Raw genomic sequence first — 22,246 nt, 5'->3', positions numbered from 1 at the left:
CGGCCTTTTTTGTACGATGATAGTCATTGCGAAAAAAATTCGATGATGACTATCATTTGCAGAGTAATAAATATCCGAAACCTGGAGGTGGTATTGGTTATCTATGTATAAAATGATTGATTTTTTCTCCAGTATTAAATGTCTCTAAAATTAGTCTTAATCACGTTTTGTGCTATCCTGCCCTCATAGTAATAATCAGAAATTATAATTCCGCCTCCTTCTTTACGGCTTGAGATGTAATTAGCAAGTTCTGGGTTCTTATCGGCAGCATATTCATAAGGCGTTGTCCCTGCTTCACCCGATATACTGGTAAAATTAAGCGTCAGCCAACCTAGCTTATGGTTGTTAGCTGAAAAATCCCATGCCTCTTTGATTGCATGCCATTTATTAACTTCATTATGTTCATTATATTTATCCTGAATGTAGAGATAACCCCCAAGTTGGGATACGTCATTATCTTTCCACCCATTGGCTAGTATCCCCATATTACCACCGAACCGACTTAGCAGGACTATTTTTCCACGTACATCGCCCAGTCTAGGCACTGTATTTCCAACATACCACCGATCTTTATTATAATATGATTGTTCAAATGTCTCAATAAAAGTCCTTGTGCATTTGGATTCATCATATTCCTGTTTCACAGACATGATAATACATTCGCTTGGGTTTGCAGCCAAAAATGAATAACAGGCATTCAACACATCTCCGAACATATGATTAAGGTAATACCTGTCATGATGCATAGCGAAAGAATTCTCAATATGGCGACAGCGTGCATCAATAAACCTTATTCCATCAGTCAGCTGTTTGCTAATATCATCAATGGCATTCTGCGTCATGACCAGCCCTCTAACGACTGAAGCGCCGTCAGCCGCAAACGTACTCGAATCATGCGTGCCTGGAATTGATATTTGATTAAGGGGGGTGTCATCACGGAAATATGACATCCATTTGGCGGGTTTTTCATGATTGTATGCAATGAGTTCACTATCCCAATGACTCTCCGTCACTGGAATAGCGGATGTCGTGTCATCATAGCGGGTAATGATGTATGGGTCTGGGTCTGGGGCTGGAGCTGGAGCTGGGGCTTGGTTAGGGTCATCAGGGAAAAGCCAATTTGAATTTTTTGGACTGCCTGTATCTGTTAATCTATATGTGTAGTTTTTATAAAAACCAATATAGATATCCCCTGTGCTACCATTATCGGTGAAATCTTTTGGGAATCTCTTCGTTCCTAGCCTAACCCCATGAACTTCCCAGATATTATTAGATTTATTATCGGTAGGGTAATACCAAATATGTTCGGATGGGATACCCTCTGCTTTTAATTTAAAGAAGCCTGTATAATCAGAATAATAGCAGCCTTTCTCGCCATATTCACTCCAGCTTTTAGGTCGTTCTTTAGTTCCTGGATTATAGCCAGCGAAAGTCCAAATATCATCACTTTGACCCGGGTCTGGGTAATGCCAATAATGAGATGAAGGTTTTCCGGCTTGTTTCAGTTTATAATAATAATCTCGATTATATGTAAATGTAACGTAGATATCCCCCACCGAGCCTTCATCACTCCACGACTTGGGGTTTATGAACGTGCCCGCACGCTCCCCCATAAATTCCCATTTGTCATTTGACTCTCCCTTCTTCGGAATGCCCCGGTTGGCTGTTACTGGGTAACCTTCAACCTTCAGGCGATAGAAACCATGAGTTTCTTCATAGTATACTGATCCAACCTTTCCATACTCATCCCATACCTTAGGGTCGGCGTTAGTTCCAGAATGGAATCCGGCAAAAAAGAAATGACTATTATCTGTTACGGTTGTTGGGAAATACCAGTTATGGTCAGAGGGTTTGCCGTCTGTTTTTAATCCAAAATAAATTTCTTTATCATCAATGTAATAAATGTAAATATCATTCTTCTTACCTTCTTCACTCCAGGTTTTTGGGTTAAGAAAACTCCCTTTGATACTGGTTGTTGCTGATAAGTTACTATTAGTTACGTCGCTCATTCGAAACACCTCTTGAGATTTAAAAAAATTATACCGAATGCATAGATTACGATCTCATGTTGAAAGTGTAAAATCATTACGGCATAAAATAAATCAAATAAACACACGGGGAGGTATTATTAAAATAGAAATAATCACCGAAATGCAAAGGAGGAAATAACATCCCCGGGGCAAAGTAGAAATAACCGTAACGCATCAGGCCGGGCGCATGGACTTCCCTATGTTTAAACGCGTTGTGGCAGCATGTCAGATGCGGGAAACTGTGACCTTAATGCGTGATGCTGATATATAAAACGGTGTCGCGCCGTGACACAGGAAATGTGCAGCCGCATTGCGCTCTTCCTGCTGGACATTGACAGATAGGATTGGCTGACAATGGCTATTTCATCAGGGACACCTGACGCTAATGAGCAGACAAAAAAATAACATCACTATAAAGTGATATAACGGTGATGCATTGTGAGGCCTGAGATACATACAAAAACTCTATAGTTAAAACACGTTGATGGATTAAATATAAGTCCATGCCCTGTATTTTCCTTTGGAGGTCTCTATGAAATATCGCTGCCTTTCTTTTATTTTCTGTTTATTAGGCGTGCTGCTCAGCCCGCTTTACGCTCGCGCCGATAATTATCAAACGAGTGTCGAATGTGCTTTTTCGCATAAACTGGGTGACGATTCTATCCTGATGTATGGCATGCAAAACCACGCCATGTGGCATGACTTCTTTGGCAATCAGAATACCAACGCCTTCACAACTTACGAGTCACTGCGTAGCTCTGCGGGCACCACCTGCGACAGTCTGGCGGATTCATCGGCTTACTGGACGCCTTCCATGCAGTTGCCGAACGGTACCATTGCGCCGCCGAAATATGCCAAGATTTATTATCAAACGATCAACAGTACGCAATATCCGCTTACCTCATTCCCGCCAGGTCTGGAACTGCTGGCCGGTGACCACAAAGGCACAACGCCGAACAGTCATATCACCTTCCTGTGTAATGATGGCCGTGGCTATACCAACGACGCCAATCGCATTTGTCAGCGCACGCCAGGCAGTACGCTCCAGGTGAACATCAGTGTCCACTTCCCAACCTGCTGGGATGGTAAAACGCTGAAGGCCAAACCTGCTGCGCCAGCAAGACTGCCTAACGCCGTTTACTCAAACGATGATGGCTCTTGCCCGGCTGACTATCCTGCCCATATTCCGGGCATCAGCCTGAACGTGGCTTATATTATTGATGGCTATGATTCTCTGGATTTAAACGACGTGAAGCTCTCGCTTGATCCGCAAATGAACGGGGAAGAGCGTACCGACTTGTGGGGTTCGATCTATACCGCCCACGGCGATTTTGTGAATGGCTGGTCGCCTGATGCGGCGAAATTCATGACTGAGCGTTGCATGAATAATAACGATGACTGCACGGGGACTGTGCCTTATAGCTACCGCGAAACGACAGCTGATACTTATGTCAGTAATCAGGCTGACAGTGACAAAAACTTTGGTGCGGCTACCCAGCTTCTGGCACTGGCGGATCCTACCAGCAGCAAAGATGCGAATAACCCGCAGAAAATAGTGCTCTTCAAATTCCCAATCCCGGCACTGCCAACCACATTCCCAGCTGATCAGCTCGCTCTGTTCAAATATAGAATGCGCTTGAACGGCGCTCTGACCAATAATCCGACCGATTCGAAAACGCTCTACCTTTATAAAACAACGACGCAATGGGATGAAAATACCGTCACGTGGAACACCCGCCCGACCTGTGATTTTTCAACATGGAGCACTATTTTCGTCAGCGGCGGGAAAGCCTATTACAACTTTGACGTGGATGCGATGGTGCGCCAGGCCGTGCAAAATGGCCAAACTGAAATTGGTTTCTGTATGTCAGGGGACAGCAAACAGACCGGTAATATCTATGGTTTTGACTCGAAAGAGACGCCATATTTTGCAGCCTTAGAACTGGTCGCGAACCAACCTGTCAGCGAATAATCGAGACAAGTGACGAAAGAGAATAGAAACGGCCCCGGTGGGTGAAAGCGCCGGGGCCGTTTCCATTTTGCTATTTTCAAACCCTCCTTACCCGCGCCAGTTCTTCAACTTACTGGTCTTGCCAATACCTGGGTTAAAACTGTTGGTCGGGTCGGCTTGCTGGTAGAAGGCTTTCAGATGTGGTTTCGCCAGATACAAATGGCCGACGTTATGCTCGGCGGGGTATTCGGCCCCTTTGGCGTCGAGAATTTCCAGCATCTGATGTTTGAGTTTTTTACTGTCGGCCCCTTTTTTGACGATGTAATCCTGATGGAAAACGTGGCACATAAAGTGGCCGTAGTAGAGTTTCGCCACCAGCTGATTATTGATTTCCGGCGGCAGGGTTTCGAACCACTCTTTGTCGTTGCGGCGCAGGGCGATGTCCAGCGCCAGAATGTCCTCCACCTCTTTCTCATGCACCGCGTGATAGCGCACCGCAGCACCGGCGGCGGCAAAGCGATGCAGAAACGCCTTTTTGCCCTCATCGTCTGAACAGACAAAGAAATCACCTTCGTTATCAGTAAAGAATTGGGCGAGGAAGGTCTGGGCTTCGTCGATCCCTGCACCGGACATTTTCAGCAGCAGGTGATGCTCATAGCGGTCGCGGTACTTTTTCATGCGCGGTGGCAGATGATTGGGCAGGGCTTTGCTAATGCACTGCATCACCCGGTCACTGAAGTTTTTCGGCAGGAACGGCACCTTGCTGATATGGGCGTCAAACTTGCCTTTGGCGCTGAACATATCCGGCATTTTGTCGGTGCCGAGTTTGTCGATCATCATGAAGGTGTCTTTGCCATAGACCTCGGTGATGTCGAAGATATCGCGGTGCATATATTCCCCGGCCACCGGCAGGTTTTTGAAATCACGCAGGATTTGTCGGCGTAACTCGGTCAGCACGGCGGTGCTGTTGGTACCGATATAAAATACCTGCTGTTGGCTCTCGGCCGGGAAAGTGTCGAGACGCACAGCGAAGACCGCCAGTTTGCCCGCGCAGCCGGAGGCTTCGAACAGGCGGCGCTGGTCGGCATTAAAACGCGACGGCGTATCCGCTTCGACATCGCGCACCCGTTCGGCGTAGTCGTGATCTGAGGCCAGCCGCTGGTCGTGGCTTACCTCTTCGTCGGTGAAATTGCCTTTCTCCAGCCGCGTCAGCATCTGTTCGGGCGTATCACCCAGGGCAATGCCCAGATGGTTCACCAGTTGCAGTTCGCCCTGGGCGTCGATTTGCGCATACAGCGCCATCTCGGTATAGGCCGGGCCGCGTTTCACCAGTGAACCGCCGGAGTTGTTGCAAATTCCGCCGACCACCGAGGCACCAATACAGGAAGAACCAATCACCGAATGAGGCTCGCGCCCATAAGGTTTGAGAATTTTTTCCAGCTTATATAAGGTGCTGCCGGGAAAACCAATCACCTGGTTTCCGCCATCAAGCAGCTCAATGTGGTCGAGTTTCAGCGTGCTGAAAATCACAATGTCGCGGTCATAATCGTCACCGCTGGGGGTGGAGCCCTCGGTCAGCCCGGTATTGGCGGCCTGCATGATGACGATTTTGTCAGCATCAACGCAGGCTTTCAGCAGTTTCCATTGTTGCAGCAGGGTCTGTGGGAAAACTACCGCCAGCGCTTTACCTCCGCCTGAACGAAACCCTTTACGGTAGCGTTCGGTATTGCTGTCGCCCGTTAAGACATGACGGCTACCGGCAATCTCTTTTAGACGCGAAATCAGCCCCTGATTGTCCTGATGAATGCTCATTTCTTCTCCTTCAGTTTGTCGCCTGAGCGCAATTGGCACCCGAAATAATCATAGACTTAAATGCTGTCAGGGGAAGGTTAACGTCACCGGACGGCCACTAAAGCATCATCAATGTGTCATAAAACTCGCGCTTAATAACGCTCATACTCTGTAAGCAACCGAGAGACTGCATTATGTCGCAAGCTCAACTTAAGCTGGCACAGGCTGAATTTCCTCAGACCCGGCCACAGCAGCAGAACAAAGTGCTCGACGTCAAAGGGCTGGTGAAGTCCTACAAATCAGGCCAGCGCGTACTCAATGACATCAATTTTAACCTGCATGCGGGTGAATTTGTTGCCGTGATAGGCCGCTCTGGGGCGGGGAAATCGACGTTGCTGCACGTGCTCAACGGGACTATCCCGCTGTCGGATGGCAGCGTGGTCTGTCACTATGAAAACGGCGAACAGCAACAACTGGCCGGTCTGACCGGCAAAGCCCTGCGCCGCTGGCGTGCGGGTTGTGGCATGATTTTCCAGGACTTCTGCCTGGTTCCGCGTCTTGACGTGCTGACCAATGTGTTGCTTGGTCGCCTGAGCCAAACCTCGACGTTAAAATCTTTCTTTAACCAGTTCGATGATGAAGATCGTGCCCGCGCGATCTCCCTGCTCGAGTGGTTGCATATGCTGCCGCACGCGTTGCAGCGGGCTGAAAATCTCTCCGGTGGCCAGATGCAACGTGTGGCGATATGCCGCGCGCTGATGCAAAACCCGAAAATCCTGCTGGCCGATGAACCGGTCGCCTCGCTGGATCCGAAAAATACCCTGCGTATCATGAATGCGCTGAAGAAAGTCAGCGAAGAGAATATCGCGGTGATGGTTAACTTGCATTCGGTTGAACTGGTCAAAGACTTTTGTACCCGGGTCATTGGTATTGCCAAAGGGCAGATAATATTTGATGGTCACCCTGATCAATTAAATGATGACATTCTTCATCAGTTATATGGGGAGGATGGGGAAGTACAGTAATAAAATATAACGGTTTATCAGTTCTTTGTTTCTATTTATCTTAACTTTATATCCTTCTACACAAGGTCATATATTACATGAAGAATTTATTACGTCTGGCGGTATTGGTGGCTGGCTCATTCACCGTGATGCACACCATGGCAGAAGAGGCACCGAAGGAACTGAATATGGGTATTTTGGGTGGGCAGAATGCCACTCAACAAATCGGTGATAATCAGTGTGTAAAAGATTTCTTCGATAAAGAATTAAACGTCGATACCAAATTGCGTAACTCCTCTGACTACTCCGGCGTTATTCAGGGGTTAATCGGTGGGAAATTGGACATGGTATTAAGCATGTCTCCGTCATCATTCGCCTCGGTATATATTAATAATCCGAAAGCCGTGGATATTGTCGGCATCACGATTGATGACACCGACCAGTCCCGTGGTTATCACTCGGTGGTGGTGGTGAAAGCGGACAGCCCTTACCAGAAGCTGTCTGACCTGAAAGGCAAAGCCTTCGGTTTTGCTGACCCCGATTCAACGTCAGGATATTTGATCCCGAACCAGGCCTTCAAGAAAGAGTTTGGCGGCAGCACTGACAATAAATACAACAACTTCTTCTCCAGCGTGACCTTCTCCGGCGGCCATGAGCAGGACATTCTCGGCGTGCTGAATGGCCAGTTTGACGGCGCAGTCACCTGGGCCTCTATGATTGGCGATCGCGAAACAGGTTATACCTCAGGTGCATTCAACCGCATGATCCGTATGGACCAGCCCGACCTGATGAAGAAAATCCGTATTATCTGGCAGTCACCGTTAATTCCTAATGGGCCGATTTTAGTGCGTAGCGATTTGCCGCCAGAATTTAAAACCAAACTGGTCGCCGCCATTAAGAAATTGGATAAAGATGATCACGCCTGCTGGATTAAAGCCGCTGGCGGTAAAATGCATATTGGTGATACGACGCTGGCTGAATATCAACAGATCATAGATATGAAACGAGAGCTCACCAAGGGTTCCCGCTAATACCCTTTATCTTTCACGTTGCAGCAGCGTTGGCTTCCTTCACTCACCCCGGTCACTTACTTATGTAAGCTCCCGGGGATTCATTCAGTTGCCGCCTTGCTGCACCATGAAATCTATTGGGTAGGCATGGATATTATTTACAGAGAAACCGGAACTCTATTTTGAATAAAGACTTCAATCGTTATTACCAGCAAATACGCGGTAAGCAAAAACGTGAGGCTTTGGTCTGGTCGGGGCTGATGCTGGTACTTTATTTGTGGTCAGGCAATGTGTCTGAACTCAATCTAAAAACGGTATTTCTTTCGGCTCCCCATTTTTTTGATTATATCGGTGAAACCGTACCGGTATTGCACTGGTCCTTGCTGTTTGCCGACGGCCATACTGAAGGTTCGCTGGCCTACTGGGGATACCGTCTGAATATTCAGTTGCCGCTGATTTGGGAAACTATTCAGCTGGCGCTTTCATCGACCATTTTATCGACAGCGCTGGCCACGCTGCTGGCGTTTATGGCGGCCAGTAACACTGACTCGCCAAAATGGCTGAAATTCGGCATCCGTACTTTTGTGGCTTTCTTACGTACCATGCCGGAACTGGCGTGGGCGGTGATGTGTGTCATGGCGTTTGGTATCGGCGCAATACCGGGCTTTATTGCCCTGACGCTGCATACCGTCGGCAGCCTGACCAAACTGTTTTACGAATCTATTGAAACCGCATCGGACAAACCGGTGCGCGGGCTGAAATCTTGTGGGGCAGGGCGTCTGCAACGTATGCGTTTTGCCATCTGGCCGCAGGTCAAACCTATCTTCCTGTCCTACAGCTTTATGCGCCTCGAAATCAACTTCCGCCAGTCCACTATTCTTGGGCTGGTGGGGGCGGGCGGTATCGGCCAGGAGCTGATGACCTCGATTAAACTCGACCGTTACGACCAGGTCAGCATGACGTTGCTGCTGATTATTTTGGTGGTGTCCGTCATGGACTTCTTATCTGGAAAATTGCGTAAACGCGCCGTGGAGGGCACATTCTGATGCTGACTGAAGCACTGGCGCCGTCGGCGATTGCCGGTATTAAGCGCGACAACCCAACGCTGTTTTCCGCCCAGCGCCGCTACCTGCGGTATCTCGGCGTGTTTACTGTGCTTATCTTATTGTATTATATCTATTTTTTCAGTTTTTATGGCATTCCGTTCGAGGCCGTTGTGCGCGGTACAGGCCAAATTGGTCGCTATTTTATGCGTATGTTTGTCTGGCATAACTTCTCTCAGTGGCCTCTGATGTACTACTTTGAGCAGATCGCCATGACGCTGGCAATCGTGTTTGCCGGCACGATCACGGCCACGTTGCTGGCGTTACCGCTCTCCTTTCTGGCGGCACGCAATGTGATGTCTACGCCGCTGCTGCGTCCGATATCGCTGGTGGTTCGCCGCCTGCTGGATGTTCTACGCGGGTTGGACATGGCGATCTGGGGGCTGATTTTCGTGCGCGCCGTCGGCATGGGGCCACTGGCCGGTGTGCTGGCAATTATCATGCAGGATATGGGGCTGTTGGGTAAGCTCTACGCCGAGGGCCATGAAGCGGTTGAACGTTCGCCAAGCCGTGGTCTGCGGGCGCTGGGCGCTTCGCCGTTACAAACGCATCGCTTTGGCATCTTCACGCAATCCTTCCCAACCTTCCTGTCGCTTTCGTTGTATCAGATTGAGTCAAATACCCGTTCTGCTGCGGTGCTGGGGTTTGTCGGTGCCGGAGGAATTGGCCTGGTTTATGCCGAGAATATGCGTTTATGGAACTGGGACGTGGTGATGTTTATCACCCTGATTCTGGTGGTGATTGTCATGGCGATGGACAAGATTTCATCGTTACTCCGCGCCAAGTACATTCATGGCGAAGAGATTGGTTTGTTCGCGCCGGAAGAGCGGAAATCAAAACCGCCCGTTGAACTGTACCGTCCGTAAACTGCGACAGTCGGTAAATCTGACATATAAAAAAGGCGGCCCCTATTCTATGGGTGCCGCCTTTAAACGCTGATATTACTGCCCGTTATTGGTCAAAAAACCAATAACCTTGATTCACCAGGTCGGTTAACACTGCGATGAACGCCGGATCCTGCAACGCATTACCCAGCTCGCTTTTACCGATGCGGGTGTAACGGCACAGGGCATCAGCTGCCCTGACATTATCGGTTTCCAGCGCTTCGCTGTTGACGAAGAAACGTTCACCCACGTTCAGTACGCGCAGTCCGCTTAAGCGGGTCAGGCTGTCGCCCTGCATCAACGCATCTACGATTTCATGCGCTTCATAAGGCGGTTCGGCAGGAGCAATGTCCAGTTCATGCCGCGGCGTAGTGGCAAAACGGCCAAACCACTGTTTAAACTCTTCCGGCTGATTAATCAGCTCGTGCATCATGGTGCGCACACGTTCCAGTTCATACTCTTCGACTTTGCCGACATGATCGCGCAGTGTCAGGTCGGGGTCGCTGTAGTGGTCGCCGCCCAGATCGTTTTCCAGCACATAATCAGCAAAGCTGCTGATGAAATCGCGGCTGTTCGGGCCACGGAAGCCCACGGAATAGTTGAACGCCTCAACATGGGTGATTCCATCATGCGGGAAGCCCGGCGGGATATACAAAATGTCACCCGGTTCGAGATCTTCATCGATGATCGGCGTGAAGGGCTCCACGTGCAATAAAGCCGGATGCGGGCAGAACTGTTTCAGCGGTAATTTATCACCGACACGCCAGCGACGGCTGCCCATGCCCTGAATGATAAACACATCATACTGATCAATATGCGGGCCGACACCGCCGCCGGGCACGGAGTAGGAGATCATCAGATCGTCTAAGCGCCAGTCAGGCAGCACGCGGAAAGGGCGCACCAGTTCAGCAGAAGGCGCATGCCAGTGGTTTACCGCCTGCGCCAGCAATGACCAGCCAGTTTCACCCAGATTGTCAAAATGCTCAAATGGCCCGTTGCTGGCCTGCCATTGGCCATTCACATGGCTCACCAGGCGGCTGTCCACTTCAGTTTCCATCGCGAGACCGGCCAGTTCGTCCGGTGTGATGGGATCGACAAAATCAGGGAAGGCATTTTTAATAATTACAGGGTGTTTCTGCCAGTATTTTTCTAAAAACTCCGGCCAGTTCAGATTAAGTTCATACGCCATGTGATTCACCAGTGGGAAGACAAACGGCTCTGATTATAAAGAACGGTGGGGAGCGGGCGCTTTGTTATGCATCAAGAGAACATAAAACACCGGGACAGGATGGAATTTCCCTCTCCGCACGGAGAGGGCATGGTTACGGGGGAGGAATTATGACTTCGCGGCCAGTACTACCAGTTTCTGATTCACAAACTCTTTGATCCCCAAATCAGACAGCTCGCGGCCAAAGCCAGAACGTTTCACGCCACCAAACGGCAGTTCCGGCGCGGTGTCAGTCGGAGAGTTGACATACAGCATGCCGGTTTCAATTCGGGTCGCCAATTTACGGGCACGGGCCATATCTTTAGTGAACAGCGCACCACCTAAACCATAGTTTGAGTCATTGGCGAGTTTCACCAGTTCCTCATCATTTTTCACCACGTAAACCTGCGCCACCGGGCCGAAGAACTCTTCGAAATAGGCCGGGTTGTCACGGGTAATGTGGGTCAGAATGGTTGGCTCGTAGAAGTTACCCGGATTATCCGCCACTTTCTTACCGCCGAAGTGCAGTGTTGCGCCGTTTTTAACGGCTTGCTCCACTTGTTTGGACAGCGTTTTCAACGCATCGGCTGAAGAGAGCGGGCCAAGTGTGGTACTGGCATCTAACGGGTCACCGATTTTCAGCGCTTTGAAATGCCCGGTAAATTTCTGCAGGAATTCATCGGCCACTTTTTCATGAATGATGAAACGCTTGGCGGCGGTACAAACCTGACCGGCGTTGGAAACACGGGCCTGCGCACCGGCTTTGGCCGCATGGTCGATATCGGCATCTTCCAGTACCGCGAAAATATCGTTACCGCCCAACTCAAGCGTCGATTTCTTCAGTTTGCTGGCGGCTTTGGCGGCCACGACGGCCCCGGCTTTTTCCGAACCGGTCAGCGCAACGCCCTGTACGCGGTCATCTTCGATGATGTTAGCCACCTGATCCTGCGAGATAAACAGGTTGGTGTAAGCGCCTTTTGGCCCGCCGGCTTCGGCCACCAGTTTTTCGAAGGTTTCTGCACAATGCGGCACGATACTGGCATGTTTGACGATAACACTGTTACCGGCGGCGAGGTTCGGTGCCAGTATGCGCATCAGTTGGTAGAACGGGAAGTTCCACGGCTCAACGGCCATGATCACGCCAATCGGGCTGTGCTCAACCCAGGCTTCACCGAGGCTCGATTTGTACGTCACAGGCTTTAAGAATTCTTCAGCGTTGTCAGCGTAGTATTGGGCAATTTCCGCACACAGCTTCACTTCACCGCGGCTCTGCTCAATCAGTTTCCCCATTTCGACACTGACGATTTTCGCCAGTTCTTCCACGCGGGATGACATCAGATCAGACAATTTATGCAGCACTTTCAAACGCTGCTGCATATCGCCCTGACCCCAGTCTGACTTATAAAGGGCATGTGCCGCATCCAGCGTCTGCTCAACCTGCTGGTCATTATGTGTTTGATATTCTTTGATTAGCTTGTTGTTGAACGGATTAATTGTTTGATAAGGCATAGCGTGCTCCTTGTTTTGGACTGATTTTTGAAACTCCCTTAAGCATAGTCGAAGAAATGAGACCTCCGTCGCAGAGTCACCTTTGGCAACACACCCGATTAGCCGTTTTTCACCGGACTCGCTCAGCCCCCGCCATACCTGGTTTGGAGCGCCATGCTCAGATAATTCGGCTTTACGCAACTTTTCACCCACAGGCTTGCAAGCGTTATTGACCGTCCGGCGTGCAGAAATCGTCGGGTAATCAGGAACAGTGATTGATTAAAGCCACGTCCACTTTTATGCTGGATTTCCTTTCCTCTTTTGCAGAAACAGAGAAACATATGAAGCTTGTCGATATTCCTTTTTGCACCACCGACTGGAGCCAGATTGCGCCGACGGAACATGCCGGCGAAGCGGGTCTGGCCTTGTGGCGTACCCAGCATTTTGGTGAGATTCGCGTGCGTATTGTGGAGTATTCTGCGGGATATTTGGCTGACCACTGGTGCAGTAAAGGCCACGTGCTGTTCTGCCTGGAAGGCGAATTGCAAACCCGGCTGGACGATGGGCGGACCTTCACCCTGACGCCGGGCATGAGTTACCAGGTGGCCGATGATGCCGAAGCGCATCAGTCTTCTACCGTTAAAGGCGCAAAACTTTTTGTTGTGGACTGATATTTCAACGGATTTTTCAGTGCTACAACCGTGCAAAATAGTGATTTCAAGGAGTGGTGGGTGAGTAAATTACGCGTAGGCATTATTTTTGGTGGGAAATCGGCGGAACATGAAGTGTCATTGCAGTCGGCAAAAAACATCGTCGATGCCATTGATAAGAATCGCTTTGATGTCACGCTGTTGGGGATTGATAAAAAGGGGGAATGGCACATTAACGATGCCAGCAACTATTTAATCAACGCTGAAAACCCGTCGCTGATTGCCCTGAACCGTTCAAATAATCAGGTGGCGCTGATCCCCGGCCAGACTGAAAATCAACTGATTGAAACCGGCAGCGCCAGTGCGCTCTCCCAGCTGGATGTTATTTTCCCGATTGTTCACGGAACTCTCGGTGAAGACGGCTCATTGCAGGGTTTACTGCGCATGGCGAACATGCCCTTTGTTGGTTCCGGCGTGCTGGGTTCCGCGGTCAGCATGGACAAAGATGTGACCAAACGTCTGCTGCGTGACGCCGGGCTAAACATTGCGCCGTTTGTCAGCCTGACGCGCACTAACCGCCAACATTATAGTTTCGAAAAAGTGTCGCAGACCCTCGGTTTACCGCTGTTTATCAAACCGGCCAATCAAGGCTCTTCGGTTGGTGTCAGTAAAGTCACCCACGAAGCCGGCTTTATTAAAGCATTGGATCTGGCGTTCGATTTCGACCACAAGGTGCTGGTGGAGTCTGCCATTGTGGGCCGTGAAATTGAATGCGCGGTGTTGGGCAATAGCCATCCGCAGGCCAGCGTCTGTGGGGAAGTGATCCTGCAGGACGAGTTCTACTCTTACGATACCAAGTACATTAACGAGCAGGGCGCTTGCGTTGCGGTTCCGGCGGATTTGCCGCAGGAAACCCATGATCGCATCCGCGCTATCGCTTTACAGGCCTTTGAAGTGCTGGAATGTCGCGGTATGGCGCGGGTCGATGTGTTCCTGACTGCGCAAGGTGACGTGGTGATTAATGAAATCAATACCTTGCCAGGCTTCACCAACATCAGCATGTACCCCAAATTGTGGGCCGCCAGCGGTCTGGGCTACAGCGAACTGATCACGAAACTTCTCGAACTGGCGCTGGAACAGCATCAGCAAGACAGTCAGTTGAAAAGCTCCGCACACTGATATTTGGTGAAAGTGAAGTAGCAGAAAAGGCAGGGAAAAATCCCTGCCTTTTTCATGAATTAACAAGGCTTAGCTATATTTACGTGCAAACTCTTCATCCGACATGAAGAGATAAAGAATAAATTCGATAAAAGCGACAATAGAAGGAATAAAGGTCCAAAAGAAAATTAAATACAAGAAGCCCTGACCGACTTTACCCAGATAGAATTTGTGTACGCCAAATGCTCCCAGAAAGAGGGCTAACAAGGCAGCGGAAAGACGACTCTTAGTGCCTTGAGGAGAAGAGGTTGCTCCGCAATGCGGGCAGCTTTTCGCTGATTCGTGTATTTCTTTACCACAACCCCTACAAAAAACCATATTCGACATTATTTTCATCCCATGAAAGTTTTCAATATTACGTTCTGTCGCATTATAGGGTTTTAAATTATTTCCACAAAATGATTAGAGTTCACTTGGTTGCTTTTTTGCAAACGAAAAAGGCGGCCCTGGGCCGCCTCTTCTGCATACTTCTATAAAACTCAGAACTTATTTGTACAGCTCAGCAGTACCGTACAGACGGTTGTCGCCGGAAGCGGAGATGATGCGGTAAGAACTTGCACCATTAGCGTCTGCTTTAGCTGCCAGTTTGTTTTCCAGACTGGCCAGGTTAGAACCGGCCTGCGCGCTGACCACACCGATAGACTGTGAATTAGCGGGTGCTGACTGTACTTCTGTGGCTGCCAGCGTCGTGAATGAAGCGGTAGCCAGTGCGATTGCTGCGAGGGTCATTGTCAGGTTTTTCATAATATTTGTCCTATTGTCGTGTGATGGGCTTCGCAGGGTTTGGCGCTGTTTTCAGCACTCGATCTACATGTGCAAAGCCACTCTTCAGTTTTCTGTCCGATACCTTTAAAAATCGATCTTATGCGGGCTGCCAGCTGTTATTTATACAGCTCAGCAGTACCGTACAGACGGTTGTCGCCGGAAGCGGAGATAATGCGGTATGAGCTTGCACCGTTAGCGTCTGCTTTTGCCGCCAGTTTGTTTTCCAGGCTGCTCAGGTCTGAACCGGCCTGTGCGCTGACCACACCGATAGACTGTGAATTAGCGGGTGCGGACTGTACTTCAGTGGCTGCCAGCGTCGTAAATGAAGCGGTAGCCAGTGCGAGTGCTGCAAAAGTCATTGCGATGTTTTTCATGATAAAACCCTTTTTCTCTTGTTCGTTATTCTGCGTATCAGCAGGTGATAATTCGGTCAGACGTTTTGTTTAACGTTCGATAATTAAATCTTAGACCTGGATCACATTCTGTACAATCTATTTTTTTATTAATCGTTAACTAATTGTGCGGTAGATGACGTTGTCATCGTAATTATTTGTACAACTCAGCAGTACCGTGCAGGTAGTTGTCACCGGAAGCACCGATAATGCGGTATGAGCTTGCACCGGCTTCGTTGGCTTTAGCATTCAGTTCGCGTTGCAGGCTGGACAGGTCATTGCTTGAATTTGCAGTGATAACACCGATTTTCTGTTGGTTAGCTGGTGCGGAATCCACCAGTGTTGCTGCCATGGAAGAGAAAGATACGGTGGCCAGTGCGAGTGCTGCGAGAGTCATTTTTACGTTTTTCATGATGTCAGTTCCTGTTCGTTAATCTGGATAAGTCTGTTTCGGATTCGTTCAACGTTATTACTTAACGTTCGATAAGTTAATGTTAGCGATTGATCGGTTCCTGTGCAACATGTTTATTTAGTAATCGTTAACTAATTGTGCTGTGCGGCAGATCACATAATTGGAGGTATTTGTGATTTGTTTGTTAAATTTAATGAGTAATTAAATTAATTATCATTCGATAAACAAATGATAGTGCGTTTTTTTGCGCTCTTCAAGAATTATTTAATGAGTGATAATTTAATGGTTGGTTTGTGTGGCGGAGGGTGTTAAAACCGATAGGGCGCTTTGCCGCTGAGGCCAGCAGACAAAGAGAAGGCGACATCATGTCGCCTCGTTCTTTACCCTGCGGGAGCAAGATTCAGATCACACGCCTTAGTAGTAAACAGGGGGATGATTGGCCGAACCGGCTGGTGCAGGTGGCATTGTTGGTGACGTTGGAATGCGCTGTTGTGAAGACTTGCCGTTAACAAAACGGCCAGGATGACAGAAGCTGCTGTCACCGGTCACATTCACCATCGCGACCTCCTGACTCTGGGTTGGCATCATGATAACCTGCTGTGCGGCGACATTGGCAACCGGGACAGCGGTTAACGCCATAACTGCAAGAATGATTTTAAGATTACTCATGATGGAATGTCCTGGGATTCTTAGCTGTAAAAGCATGCAACTTGCTGGTGGGAGCCATTTACTTATCGCTCGATAACTAAATAATAATCTCTGCTGGACTTGTGCGCAACTATTTTTAATAATGATCGTTATATTATTTAAACAACCAGAACCACTAGGGTGATGGAAGGAGGGTGTATGAGCACTGAACAGACGGCTTTGGTCCGGAAAAGTCGCGGTCGCCCAAAACAGTTCGATCGTGGAACTGCTCTGAGCAAGGCCCTGAATTTATTCTGGCGTCATGGCTATGAGGCCACTTCATTAGCGGATTTGGTCGAAGCTACTGGTGCGAAAGCCCCCACCTTATATGCCGAGTTTGGTAATAAAGAAGGGTTATTCCGCGCAGCCGTTGAACATTATCTGGCAACCTTTTACGAAAAGAGTTTCTGTCTGTTAAGCAGAACAGATTTGTCCGTCGAGCAAGCTATCGAGCAGTATCTGCGCACTACGGCAGAACTGTTTACCGACTGTGATACCCCAAGCGGCTGCTTTATGGTCAGCGCGTCCTCGGGGATGTCGTCCTCATCGCAGGACATCGCAGAAATGCTACGCGGTCGTCATCTTTCGCAGGAACGCACGTTGCAGGAGTTTTTCGAAAAGAAAAAACTCAGCAACGAAGTGCCGCAATCCACGGACAGCGCGCTGCTGGCCAAATATTTGGCCTGTACCATTCAGGGGATGTCCGTGCAGGCACGTGACGGTGCCAGCGCCGAACAGCTTCACCGCCTGATTGATCTGGTGATGGTTCTGTGGCCTGAACTGAACAAGGCCACCGCCGCGAAACCGCTCGCGCATTAAATTTACATCCCGTTCCACGACGTCGCAGAAGACGTTAAACGCAACGCCAGGTCACTGCTATTTTCCAATAGCCAGCCCTGGCGTTTTACTTTGCATTTTTTGCGACAGAGCACCCCGCATGTAGGTAAATGCCGGTCCGCAATCGCGATGAAAAAGCGCAGGGGCGAGGACTTTTGGGACTTTTGCCCGTTATCGTGGCGTGATAACCGTTCTACACTGACTGGAAAGCGACCCAGACGCTTCATATTCCTATTGAGGCCCTACCCGTAGAGGTTTTATGCGCCAGTCAGATATTCTCGTTGAAGTCAGTAACGATAAACACACCCTGAGCGCGCTGGTCGAGCAGGATGACCGCGTGGCCTATTTCTATATTTTTGCCCACGAAGATTTACGCGATCGTTTCCCGCGTATGCGCGCCTGCTGGATCCGCAATCTTTCTCCTGCCCCTTTGCAAGATGATCAGGGCGCAATGGATAACGGACAGGCGCCGATGCTGGCCGCGCAATACTGCCGTAGTCTTGAAGCCGAAGCGCCGTTAGACCCTGCGCACATTCAGATCCTGTGGAATGAAAGTGATGACGGTGCCGCACTCTGGTATCAGGGGTTGCTGTTGGCGGTGATCCCCGGCTGGAGCCTGTATATCGACCACGCTGTCTGCTATTCCGCGGGTTGTATCAAACAGAATCCACTCACCTTCCCACTGGGTTCTGCCTCCACCAATACCCAATACGCCCTTGCCGATAAAACCCGCCAGTTCTGGCGTGACTGGCAGCAGGAAGACCAAAATCCCTGGCCGAAAATCCAGCGTAAATATCTTGATCGTTATGAAGAGCGCTTTGGCCCGTCGGTGAAATATTACGGTATCGATCAGGGCAACTGGCCGCCGATGGCCATTTCCCAGCATGAAGATGAGGAGAATTATTATTTCTTTACGCTGGGTATGAGTATCCGCCCGATGCCGCAAATCGATATTATTTTCAACGATGAGGCCCGTGAACACCGGCGTATTGAACTGGCATTCGCCGTCGGCAAAGAGTATGTGAACGAAGAGAATGCGGTGCAGATGGCCAGTGCGCTCTCCGGCTATGCACAACTGCCGTGGACCACGCTGAGCTGGCTGGGGGAAGGGCATACGCTGATTTCGCCAATGGCACCACTGGGTTACGAAGGTCACGTGATCTCCTCTGCGCTCTGCTCGGCGTCGAGCAAAATGTCATTGCCTGACAGCTATGGTGACCCGGTAAACCTGTTCTGGATAAGCCCGATCTTTACCGCAGAACGGGAGTTTGCACTCTCGCGGCCCAACGGGGGATTTGATCTGGTGGCCGCGATGATCGGGCAGGGGGCACGCCATGTGTTTGCCCCGCGAGCACCTGTGATTTAGGTTGCCACCCAAACTGGTCTTAAAGTTCAAAATCAAGACCTTGGGTTGCCACCCAAACTGGCCCAGAAGGCGCGTAGGCGCGCGCTCTCTGGACTCCCGCGCCTTTTAAAAACAGCAACTGCGCGGGTCACAATGGCCGTGTTTCAGTCACTTTGGTTATAGCCGCAAAATGCCGCCGCTTAGGCGGTGCCTTCGCTGCGGGTTTCGAGCCTCAGGTCTCGAATCACTTGCTCAGCGCCATTTTTGAATGCGGCCCGGACTTTTTTAAAAACAAAAACAGAGATGGTATTTGGTTTTGGTTTTGAATTTAAAGAAGCCCCGGCCGTGTTCAAAATGTCACCGGCAAGTCGGTGGAGAGACAACATTTTTACCGTTGGCTCGAACCCGCAGCCGGGAAGCCCGAAGGGCTGACATTTTACGGCTATAACGGAAATCCCTGAAACACGACCATTGTGACCCGCGCAGCTGCGGGTGCCTCATGAAAAAGCCCGGGAGTCCAGAGGGCGGCGGCGACTGGCCGCCTTCTGGGCGGGTGTGGGCAGCAGGCCCACGGTGTTGACTTTAAAGCAGGTGTGGGCAGCAGGCCCACGGCCTTGACCTTGACCTTGAATTAGCCCTCACCGGCGAGGTGATAAACCCAATCAGGTTTATCCCTGAAAATCCTCTGCATCTACATCATACCCTGACGGTTCCCACCGAATCGCCGTCAGCACGACTAATCCCGCCAGTGGCGCCAGCGCAATTACCCAAAAAACCCCGGTCCCGAGGGCGGCGGAAAGCACCGGGAACAGGAACAGAGAAACGGTCGAACTGCTGCGCATCAGGGTTTGGTTGAAACCGACACCCATACCGCGCAGTGATGTCGGGTAACTTAGCGAGGCGAAAGTCATGGTGTGCGAACCCGGCCCGAAGCCCTGACCGAACAGGAACAGCGCCAGCATCGCGATGGAAATCGCGGCTTCTGCGCCATCAGCCGGGCGGCCGACCAGTGCGAGGCCTATCATCGCCACCAACTGGCAGGCGTAACCGGCATAGGTCATTTTCCACGCACCGAATTTAGACACATAACGCACTGCAATCAGCCCGCCGACGAAGGCGAAGCACAGGTTCAGGCCGAGGGAGAACAGGATGGTGCTGATCATCGACTGCTTGAGGAAACTCGACAGGATAACCGGCAGACCAAAGGCCACGGCGTTATAGGCGAAAGAAGAGGCCACGGCGGTCACGGTTGCCAGCACGGTGCGGCGCAGATACACGCCCTGCAACAGCGTGCCGTAGTTGCGCCACGCGGCTTTGCGCACTTTGACCGCGGGCGTCAGGCTGGCATCGTCGGCGACCACGGCATTGATGTTGTAAGACTTACGCAAAATTGCCGCCGCGCCCTGCAGGTCGCCCTGATTGGCAGCCCAGACCGGAGATTCATTCATATAGCGATGACGGATAAGAATAATCAGTATGGCCGGGACCGCACCAAAACCGAGGATCAGACGCCACAGCCAGTCGGTATGAGTGGCCGGTAACACCGCGTATAACAGCAGCACCAGCAGATAGGAAATACTGATAGCCGCATACCAGGTCGGGCACCACATCGCCACGCGCGAGGCTTTATTGCCGCGTCCCTGAAGTTTGGAAAATTCGGCCAGAAACGCCATCGCTACCGGTAAGTCGATACCGACACCCAGTCCCATTACGAAGCGCGAGCCGCCCAGTACCCATTCATTCGGGGCAAACGCGCAGGCCAGTGCAGCGATCACAAAGAAGAACATATCGGCCATGAAGACGCGGTAACGGCCAATTTTATCGGTCAAATAGCCACCGAATAATGCGCCAATAATCGCCCCGAAGGTGATGGCTGACGCCACAAAGCCTGCGCCGGATGGCGTCAGACCGAACTGGCGGGTGATATCTTTCATGCCGAAAGCCAGCGCGCCGAGATCGTAGGCGTCGAGGAACACGCCGCCGAGCGCAATGGCAATCACAACGCGTGCATCGCTGAGTTTGGCTGCGCCACGGTTAACTAACTGGGTGATATCGGCAGCTGAACGGATGAAAACCGGCGCTTCGCTGACGGAACCTGTATTCCCTGAACCGGCGTGAGCCGCCGTAAATGAATCTGACATTATGTTATTTACGCTTTTTGACAAAAAACCAGCATAGAAGGCGCGTGACCTTCGTCACAACTGAATTTTATTCATGATGTAAATTAATTGGTTATAATTTAAAAGATTTTCATCTGAGGCGCGCAGGATCCGTTTTGCACACAGCCTGTGACCTTAGCTATTTGATGGCAAAGCTATGCGCAAATAAGCCATTTACTTGAAAACCGGGTGCTGCTGTTATGGCCCGCCGTTTTGTGCCCGTCGGCAAAATTGGTCTATCCTTGATCACACGTGTTTTTTTAAATAAATGATGATGTTGATGGCAGTTAAAGCCTTAACGTAAAAGTAACCCGCTAAGAGGAAATAACATGGCTTTCTTGACAGGACGTATGCGTGGGATAGCAGCGGCGGCGACGCTGGCGATGGTTTCAGCGATGAGTCTCCCTGCGCAGGCGGCGGACAATGTGCGCGTCGGGTCGAAAATTGATACCGAAGGGTCGCTGCTCGGTAATCTGATCATTCAGGTGCTGGAAGCCAACGGCATCAAGACCACCAACAAACTGCAACTGGGTAACACCAAGGTGTTGCGCGGGGCGATCACCGCCGGTGAAATTGATATCTACCCAGAGTACACGGGTAACGGCGCTTTCTTCTTCTCCGATGAAAAAGACCCGGCGTGGAAAGATGCCAAAGCCGGTTATGAGAAAGTCAAAAAGCTCGATTACGACCAGAATAAAATCGTCTGGCTGGACGCTTCTCCGGCCAACAACACCTGGACCATCGCGGTGCGTCAGGACGTAGCGACGGCCAATCATCTGCAAAACCTCGACGATCTCGGCAAGTGGATCAACGGCGGCGGTGATTTCAAACTGGCGGCCTCGGCTGAATTTATCGAGCGCCCGGATGCCTTACCGGCGTTTGAAAATGCCTACGGCTTCAAGCTGAAACAGAACCAACTGCTGTCGCTGGCAGGCGGTGATACGGCGGTGACCATTAAAGCGGCAGCGGAAAAAACCTCCGGGGTGAACGCAGCGATGGCCTACGGCACCGACGGCCCGGTGGCGGCGCTGGGCCTGCAAACACTGGCCGATCCGAAAGGCGTGCAGCCGATTTACGCCCCTGCGCCGATCATCCGTGAATCCGTGCTGAAAGCGCATCCTAATATTCCTGAACTGCTGAAACCGGTATTTGATTCACTTGACGGCCCGACGCTGCAAAAACTCAACGCGAAAATCGCCGTAGGCGGCATGGATGCGAAGAAAGTGGCGGCGAAATATCTGCAGGAAAAAGGCTTTGTGAAAAAATAAGCGCTGCCATGATGGCAGAATAATGATTCAGGCCCGCAATGCTGG

The 22,246-nt window shown here is 50.4% G+C and carries 20 protein-coding genes; 10 read left to right on the top strand and 10 right to left on the bottom strand.

Annotated features, from left to right (window positions below):
* Positions 1-134: 134 nt before the first annotated feature.
* Positions 135-2,009 carry a phosphatidylinositol-specific phospholipase C gene (locus EAH77_RS25460; protein ID WP_241673395.1) on the bottom strand — a complete coding sequence of 625 codons (1,875 nt, stop codon included), beginning with the start codon at positions 2,007-2,009 and terminating at the stop codon, positions 135-137.
* Positions 2,010-2,562: 553 nt separating this feature from the next.
* On the opposite strand from EAH77_RS25460, the gene EAH77_RS03260 reads away from it, so the two are divergent.
* Positions 2,563-4,002, top strand: a complete 1,440-nt coding sequence (locus EAH77_RS03260) for a DUF1996 domain-containing protein (RefSeq protein WP_140470395.1) — start codon at positions 2,563-2,565, stop codon at positions 4,000-4,002.
* Between the two features lie 87 nt (positions 4,003-4,089).
* Here the strand turns inward: EAH77_RS03260 and dld are convergent, their stop codons facing one another.
* Entirely contained in the window at positions 4,090-5,793 is a 1,704-nt protein-coding gene (dld, locus tag EAH77_RS03255) for a D-lactate dehydrogenase (RefSeq protein ID WP_140470394.1), read from the bottom strand.
* 173 nt (positions 5,794-5,966) lie between these two features.
* On the opposite strand from dld, the gene phnC reads away from it, so the two are divergent.
* The 4 genes from phnC to phnE (EAH77_RS03235) all read left to right on the top strand — a co-directional run bounded on the left by phnC (position 5,967) and on the right by phnE (EAH77_RS03235) (position 9,755).
* On the top strand, positions 5,967-6,797 hold the full coding sequence (gene phnC / locus EAH77_RS03250) for a phosphonate ABC transporter ATP-binding protein (RefSeq protein ID WP_140470393.1): 831 nt from the start codon (positions 5,967-5,969) through the stop codon (positions 6,795-6,797).
* Positions 6,798-6,874: 77 nt separating this feature from the next.
* Positions 6,875-7,807 (top strand): phosphonate ABC transporter substrate-binding protein, encoded by a 933-nt coding sequence (gene phnD / locus EAH77_RS03245; RefSeq protein ID WP_140470392.1) that lies wholly within the window; start codon positions 6,875-6,877, stop codon positions 7,805-7,807.
* A 161-nt stretch (positions 7,808-7,968) separates the two neighbouring features.
* Entirely contained in the window at positions 7,969-8,832 is an 864-nt protein-coding gene (gene phnE / locus EAH77_RS03240; protein ID WP_140470391.1) for a phosphonate ABC transporter, permease protein PhnE, read from the top strand.
* Complete coding sequence (gene phnE, locus EAH77_RS03235; RefSeq protein WP_140470390.1) at positions 8,832-9,755, top strand: phosphonate ABC transporter, permease protein PhnE; 924 nt, start codon at positions 8,832-8,834, stop codon at positions 9,753-9,755. Before phnE (EAH77_RS03240) ends, phnE (EAH77_RS03235) begins: the two co-directional genes overlap by 1 nt.
* 85 nt (positions 9,756-9,840) lie before the next feature.
* On the opposite strand, the gene EAH77_RS03230 is transcribed toward phnE (EAH77_RS03235), so the two are convergent.
* Together EAH77_RS03230 and EAH77_RS03225 are read right to left on the bottom strand one after the other, a co-directional pair.
* Positions 9,841-10,962, bottom strand: a complete 1,122-nt coding sequence (locus EAH77_RS03230; RefSeq protein WP_140470389.1) for a cupin domain-containing protein — start codon at positions 10,960-10,962, stop codon at positions 9,841-9,843.
* A 147-nt stretch (positions 10,963-11,109) separates the two neighbouring features.
* Complete coding sequence (locus EAH77_RS03225; RefSeq protein ID WP_140470388.1) at positions 11,110-12,489, bottom strand: NAD-dependent succinate-semialdehyde dehydrogenase; 1,380 nt, start codon at positions 12,487-12,489, stop codon at positions 11,110-11,112.
* A gap of 320 nt (positions 12,490-12,809) precedes the next feature.
* Between EAH77_RS03225 and EAH77_RS03220 the strand changes: the two genes are divergently transcribed.
* Together EAH77_RS03220 and ddlA are read left to right on the top strand one after the other, a co-directional pair.
* Positions 12,810-13,139, top strand: coding sequence for a DHCW motif cupin fold protein (locus tag EAH77_RS03220; protein ID WP_140470854.1), 330 nt, complete (start codon positions 12,810-12,812; stop codon positions 13,137-13,139).
* 60 nt (positions 13,140-13,199) lie between these two features.
* Positions 13,200-14,297: a D-alanine--D-alanine ligase gene (ddlA, locus tag EAH77_RS03215; RefSeq protein ID WP_140470387.1), complete on the top strand. Its 1,098-nt coding sequence runs from the start codon at positions 13,200-13,202 to the stop codon at positions 14,295-14,297.
* 69 nt (positions 14,298-14,366) lie between these two features.
* On the opposite strand, the gene EAH77_RS03210 is transcribed toward ddlA, so the two are convergent.
* The 5 genes from EAH77_RS03210 to EAH77_RS03190 all read right to left on the bottom strand — a co-directional run bounded on the left by EAH77_RS03210 (position 14,367) and on the right by EAH77_RS03190 (position 16,574).
* Entirely contained in the window at positions 14,367-14,663 is a 297-nt protein-coding gene (locus EAH77_RS03210; RefSeq protein ID WP_140470386.1) for a zinc-ribbon domain and TM2 domain-containing protein, read from the bottom strand.
* Positions 14,664-14,822: 159 nt separating this feature from the next.
* Positions 14,823-15,080, bottom strand: a complete 258-nt coding sequence (bhsA, locus tag EAH77_RS03205) for a multiple stress resistance protein BhsA (RefSeq protein WP_140470385.1) — start codon at positions 15,078-15,080, stop codon at positions 14,823-14,825.
* A gap of 137 nt (positions 15,081-15,217) precedes the next feature.
* On the bottom strand, positions 15,218-15,475 hold the full coding sequence (gene bhsA / locus EAH77_RS03200) for a multiple stress resistance protein BhsA (RefSeq protein WP_140470384.1): 258 nt from the start codon (positions 15,473-15,475) through the stop codon (positions 15,218-15,220).
* Positions 15,476-15,647: 172 nt separating this feature from the next.
* Entirely contained in the window at positions 15,648-15,905 is a 258-nt protein-coding gene (gene bhsA, locus EAH77_RS03195; RefSeq protein WP_140470383.1) for a multiple stress resistance protein BhsA, read from the bottom strand.
* Positions 15,906-16,319: 414 nt separating this feature from the next.
* Complete coding sequence (locus tag EAH77_RS03190; protein ID WP_140470382.1) at positions 16,320-16,574, bottom strand: hypothetical protein; 255 nt, start codon at positions 16,572-16,574, stop codon at positions 16,320-16,322.
* 177 nt (positions 16,575-16,751) lie between these two features.
* Between EAH77_RS03190 and EAH77_RS03185 the strand changes: the two genes are divergently transcribed.
* Positions 16,752-17,411 carry a TetR/AcrR family transcriptional regulator gene (locus tag EAH77_RS03185; protein ID WP_140470381.1) on the top strand — a complete coding sequence of 220 codons (660 nt, stop codon included), beginning with the start codon at positions 16,752-16,754 and terminating at the stop codon, positions 17,409-17,411.
* A 277-nt stretch (positions 17,412-17,688) separates the two neighbouring features.
* Positions 17,689-18,795: a suppressor of fused domain protein gene (locus EAH77_RS03180; RefSeq protein WP_140470380.1), complete on the top strand. Its 1,107-nt coding sequence runs from the start codon at positions 17,689-17,691 to the stop codon at positions 18,793-18,795.
* A gap of 647 nt (positions 18,796-19,442) precedes the next feature.
* Here the strand turns inward: EAH77_RS03180 and EAH77_RS03175 are convergent.
* A complete protein-coding gene (locus EAH77_RS03175; RefSeq protein WP_140470379.1) occupies positions 19,443-20,915 on the bottom strand; it encodes an MFS transporter in 1,473 nt (490 codons plus the stop codon).
* Positions 20,916-21,262: 347 nt separating this feature from the next.
* Here EAH77_RS03175 and osmF point away from each other — a divergent pair, with 347 nt between their 5' ends.
* The gene (gene osmF, locus EAH77_RS03170) at positions 21,263-22,201 is read left to right on the top strand and encodes a glycine betaine ABC transporter substrate-binding protein OsmF (protein WP_140470378.1); all 939 of its coding nucleotides are present in this window, start codon (positions 21,263-21,265) and stop codon (positions 22,199-22,201) included.
* The last annotated feature ends 45 nt before the right edge of the window (positions 22,202-22,246 follow it).

Source organism: Ewingella americana (genome assembly GCF_006438725.1).
Taxonomy (GTDB): Bacteria; Pseudomonadota; Gammaproteobacteria; order Enterobacterales; family Enterobacteriaceae; genus Ewingella; species Ewingella americana_A.
Note: the sequence above shows the minus strand (reverse complement) of the source record. Positions and strands in the feature narration are given on the sequence as shown.